Origin of the sequence: Arthrobacter sp. SO5 (assembly GCF_020532805.1) — a bacterium.
In the GTDB taxonomy this organism is placed as follows: Bacteria; Actinomycetota; Actinomycetes; order Actinomycetales; family Micrococcaceae; genus Arthrobacter.
This window is the reverse complement of sequence record NZ_MQTQ01000104.1, coordinates 1-4,758: the sequence shown is the minus strand read 5'-3', so window position 1 is coordinate 4,758 and position 4,758 is coordinate 1. Positions and strand designations below refer to the sequence as shown.

At 62.7% G+C, this 4,758-nt stretch carries 5 protein-coding genes; 2 read left to right on the top strand and 3 right to left on the bottom strand.

Translation table 11 applies throughout. The features are described from left to right. Positions 1 to 260 precede the first annotated feature (260 nt). Positions 261 to 1,415: a LuxR C-terminal-related transcriptional regulator gene (locus tag BJG92_RS17810; protein WP_232085309.1), complete on the bottom strand. Its 1,155-nt coding sequence runs from the start codon at positions 1,413 to 1,415 to the stop codon at positions 261 to 263. Between the two features lie 113 nt (positions 1,416 to 1,528). Between BJG92_RS17810 and BJG92_RS17805 the strand changes: the two genes are divergently transcribed. Together BJG92_RS17805 and BJG92_RS17800 are read left to right on the top strand one after the other, a co-directional pair. Continuing rightward, positions 1,529 to 2,167 (top strand): NAD(P)-dependent oxidoreductase, encoded by a 639-nt coding sequence (locus BJG92_RS17805; RefSeq protein ID WP_232085308.1) that lies wholly within the window; start codon positions 1,529 to 1,531, stop codon positions 2,165 to 2,167. A gap of 715 nt (positions 2,168 to 2,882) precedes the next feature. Continuing rightward, the gene (locus BJG92_RS17800; protein ID WP_232085307.1) at positions 2,883 to 3,290 is read left to right on the top strand and encodes a hypothetical protein; all 408 of its coding nucleotides are present in this window, start codon (positions 2,883 to 2,885) and stop codon (positions 3,288 to 3,290) included. Between the two features lie 263 nt (positions 3,291 to 3,553). Here BJG92_RS17800 and BJG92_RS17795 read toward each other — a convergent pair whose 3' ends face one another. Then, the gene (locus BJG92_RS17795; RefSeq protein WP_232085306.1) at positions 3,554 to 3,940 is read right to left on the bottom strand and encodes a VOC family protein; all 387 of its coding nucleotides are present in this window, start codon (positions 3,938 to 3,940) and stop codon (positions 3,554 to 3,556) included. 126 nt (positions 3,941 to 4,066) lie between these two features. Continuing rightward, positions 4,067 to 4,758 (bottom strand): hypothetical protein (locus tag BJG92_RS17790; RefSeq protein ID WP_232085305.1); only part of this gene is annotated, 692 nt, incomplete at its 5' end.

Here is a 4,758-nt window from a genome sequence, read left to right as displayed (position 1 = left end):
GGTCTTTCTCAAAGCGATCCTTCAGCAAGACTTAAAGGGCACTCCCGCCACAGGCTGACCGAACCCCTGTCCTCCCTGCTTTCTAGCCTTGGATGAGTGCGAGGACAGGCGGCGTGGGAGGCATCGGTTATGCCAGGGTCAGCACCGTAGACCAGAACTCGGTTCTGCAGGATTCGGCGTTGCAGTTCTCCGATGAGCCGGGAAGAGACCCGGAGGATCCGGGACTGGACCACCAGCAATGGGCATTGGGGGCCATGAGCTTAGGAGCCAGCGAAGTGCTGCTGGGCCGTGGGGCCTCCACGCAGTGGAAGGCTCCTCAGCGTCCGGCGCTCGTTGTCGCGGAAGCGCGGCTCGTAATGGGCGTAGAAGAGGCGACCGAGGAGATCCCGACGACTGCTTACACCCACTTTGTCGAACACCGATTTGAGGTGCTGCTGCACGGTATACGGTGAGATGAATAGCGCCTGGGCGATCTGCGCGGTGGAGAAGCACTTTATTACCAGCTGGGTGATTTCACCCTCCCGCTCTGTTAAGCCATACGCCGAAAGCAGCAGAGGGGCTATTGTCGACGGGTGTGCCGGCTCGATTATCAGGGTGGCCAGGGGATGGCTGCCCGGCTGAATCCGGGCTCCGTGCAGAATCAGCCAGCGGCCACTGCGCGACCGTACTCGCGCCATGGCGACCTGGCGCTGCTCGGCTGGCTGTTCGGCGGACGTCAGTGCACGGGCAGCCACACTCTGGACGGCGGAGGGCAGTCGTCCCGCGGCTGTGTTCCCGTCGGGCAGCTCCTCCAACCAGTGTCCGGCATTCGGTGTGGCCGATACGAGGTCCCATTTGTGGTCGATGATCAATACGCCCGGAGCATCGGACCATTCCGGATCGGCGGCCTCGCCAAGGAGAAGCGCTCGGCGCGCCGCTTCGGCCAGGCGAGGTGCGACGGTACTGAGAAGATTCTTCTCACGGCTATCAAAGGTGGGGCTGCCTGGCGCCCTATATAGGCCGAGCATCCCCCAGACTTCGCCCCCTCGGGTTCTCAGCCGAAGCAGGAGTTCCTGATCGCCGCCCATGCTCATGTTGGTGTGCCACTTGGCGCTGCTCGAGGGATTTCCGCCTGTGGCCTCATACAGGGTAGAGATGCCGGTCTCGCTGGTGGCAATATCGACCAGCTTGTGGACATCGTTTCCGTAGTATTCTTCGGCCAGCCAGGCCGGCGGGAACTCGGGCAAACCGTCATGGTAGTGGCTGGTGATCAGAAGTGATGCCGGATCCATGGAGAACCAGCACGGCGTCCAGAAATGAGGGACAGCGCTCTTGAGAATTTCCGTGGACTCGCGCCAGAGCGTTACGAGGTCGCTCGGCTCAGCTGTTAGTTTGCTGATCCGCTCAATCGTCCTAGCATAACCATCCATGGTCATGCAGCAATTGTAAGGCGGCAGCACAAATACCAGATTGCTGGGATGCCCTCCGGACTTGCCCGCAACTAGAGTCGGCCCATATCGGATCAAGATATCGAGGGCGGGAGCGGAAAATGAAACTTGCCATGTTTGGTGTGACCGGTACTGTGGGGTCGGTCTTGCTGGAGCGGGCCTTGCGGGAGGGCCATCAGGTGCAGGCACTGGTCCGGTCCGCTTCGAGTCTGAAGACCCGTGACCAGAACCTCTCGGTGACCCATGGCGACGTGGGAAACGCGGCCGCGGTAGACGCAGTGCTGAATGGGGTTGATGGAGTGCTCAGCACACTAGGTGGATCACGGGGGCCTGAGAGTCTCAGCATCGGGACCGCAACCATAACGTCGGCCATGGCCGGCCACGGTGTGCGCAGGATCGTCGTGGCCCAGGGTTTCCATTTGCGTTTCCCGGGAGACCCGGCCAATTTCGGACAGCGCGTCATGGGCTTGATGATGAGCCGGCTAATACCGGGCATCAACGAGAACGGCGCCGCAATGGTCGAAGCCCTGCTGAGGTGTGACCTTGACTGGACTGTGGTCCGGATGTGTCGGGTCGTTACAGACAACACGCGTCACCCCGGTCGCCGTGATTACCGAACTGGCACTCTGCGGTTAGCACCGTGGAGTACGGTGCAGGTGGGCGACGCTGCTGACTTCATGCTCGAATGCGTCGGCTCCGACCGGAACCTACGACAGGCGCCCATGATTGCAAGCCGCTAGGCGCGACAACTGGGTCGTGTCAAGACTGGGGCATTTCTTCGGAGGTTCAAGCGGCGGTTACCAGTTGATGTCTTTTATCTGCCCGGGCGGTGATGTCACTTAGTCGACTACACGGGATCGTCGGAAGCCGTCTGTACCCCGACCCAAGGAAGTTGTTGCGCGGGCATAAACCAAACCTGTCAGGGCCCGGACATCTGCGTCTTTGCGGCCGAGGGGCACTGTTAGCCGAGATCGCGGGACGCCGGCACTGAACGCCGTCGCCATCACCTTCGAAGGAAGCAGCAACTAAATGCCCACAGCGGATCCACCGTTAAACGGACACTCCCCTTGTTGACGCCGGGGGATCCGTGGACGCCGCGGGACTGCGGGCGCCGGCCGAGTTCCTGGAGGAGAGCGCGGATTTGTGTGGCGTTGAACTCGTAGTCGCATGAGTTGATCAGTTCGGTGAAGGTTTGGGCGTAGTTTCGCCGTGCCGGGTCGTGGTCGCTGCCGCGGGGGATGCGGTCGGTGGCTTCTCCGCGGTGTCACTCAAGGAAATGGCGGAGCGCGAATTGAGCACCCGGGACGAGGTCCCGTCACTCCGGTCCCGCATCAAACTGCCTTGTTCATTCTGGGTCTGCGAGAGCCGCTATCGGCACTTGCACGACCTGGGCGAAGCGAAAGGAACCCTCAAGGGGCAGATACGCGGTCCGGGCGCTATCGATATACTCGCTGGATGCGGATCCGCCCAATAGATCTCGTCGACGTGCTGGTCTATCTCGTGGTGCTGGGGGTGTTCATCCAGCTGTTTCCCGCCGTCATATCCGAAACATTTCTGTTGGCGCTCTTGACGGCGATCTTATTAAAGGTCGTCCTTGAAGTCGTGCTGTGGGCGAAGAAGAAAATAGTTGCTCGGATCCGGTCGGCTGATACTCGGCGGGTTCGAATCGTCAGCGCAATCACCCTGTTGCTGGTGCTTCCGGGGAGCAAGTTCATGGTACTCGGACTGGTTGCCCTGGCGTTCGGCGACGCCGTCCGTCTCGGTGGCTTTTTCCAAGTGACTGCACTGATCATCGTTCTCATGCTCGCGCGAGGCGGCGTGCGATGGGTGTTCAGGCGGACCGACAAGAGCGCATTAGCCTAAACGCGGGATCTGTTCCCTGCCGGAGTCAGGTCGGCCCCGAGTGAGGGTGGTCAGCGTGGTCGATTTGAGCGCACGACGCTTGGCGTCCGCGATGTCGCGGCCAGCAATGCGGAGCAGCAGGGCACTTGGGCCGATAAGCCAGGCCGGTGAATGAAAGCGGCCTGTGGACGGATCCGGCTGGGAGGCTTTCCAGATGCAGAGTTGTTCGTCCAAGGCGTTGCGCAGGACGACGTCGAAATCGTGCAGGGCTTCGTAGACGGCGCTCAGGCAGCCCCCGATCCGTACGGACGCGTGATCGCCTCGAGGAAATGCCCGTCGGGATCCGCGAAGTAGACGCCGCGCCCGCCGTCGTTGTGGTTTATCTGCTGCGGGCGGGACCGTCCCGGGTCTGCCCAGTACGGAATTCCCTGGGCCCGGATCCTTGCGAAGATTCCGTCGAAGTCCCCCTCGCTGACCAGGAAGGCGTAGTGCTGCGGGGAGATGGGCCGGTCTGCCGTGGCGAAATCGAGGGCCACTCCGTGGTCGAGGGGCACGGTCATGAAAGACCACATGGCCTGGGGTTTCGGCAGACCGAGCACGTTGGCCAAGAACTCCGCCGAATGGTGCTTGTCCGTTGCGTAGACAATGGTGTGGTTGAAAGTGACCGTCAAGGTGGCCTCCTCGGGTGTTTGGTCTGCGACCATCTACGCCCAGCGCCCTTCGGATTTCAAGAGCGGCCGCAAGGTCTTTGGAACCTGTATGGGTCAGCCTCGGGGAATTGGGGCTATCGGGGACGATCAGGCCTTGGCGATAGGCAGTACCAGCATGTAGCCGGCCGGCATATCGCTGCTCCAGCGTCGCGGCTCGCGGACGACGAACTGCGTCGCCAACTGTTCGGGGGTGAGCAGGGCGTTGGGCGCGGGGGACGGGCCCCACTGGACGTCGCCGTACGGGTAGAGCGGATCCTGGACACGGATGCCCGTGACCGGGAACTCCGGGAACTGGTCGGGATCGCCGAGCGACTCGAAGCCGCTCATCACCCATACGTGGCGGCCGCGCCACATGACCAGCCCGACCGGCCGGTCCGTGTCGGCAATGGCGCGCGCCGCGGTCTGCAGCGCCTCCTGATAGTCGGCAACGCTCACGACGGCGTACGGCCCCATCCCGACCTCGGTTAGCACCTCCGCCCAACCCAAGGGGTTGGCACCGTTGAACGAGTTGAACGACCGTGCCCGGGCCATCTCCCAGAGCTCTCCCTGCTGGACGCGATCGGTCCACGTGCCGTCCCCGGTGTCGTCGATGAGGTTGTGCATCATCTGGATGCTCGCCGCCACACACCACTGAAAGGTGTACTGCGGCACGAAGTCCCCCTCCTGGTAGAGGTTGAGGGCGAACGCCTGGGGCGCCGGGGGCAGCGTGGGAACCGGCGTCGGGGTGGGGGACGGGGGCCGGTGAGGAGCGGGGACTTCATCGCGTGCGGCCGGCGGGG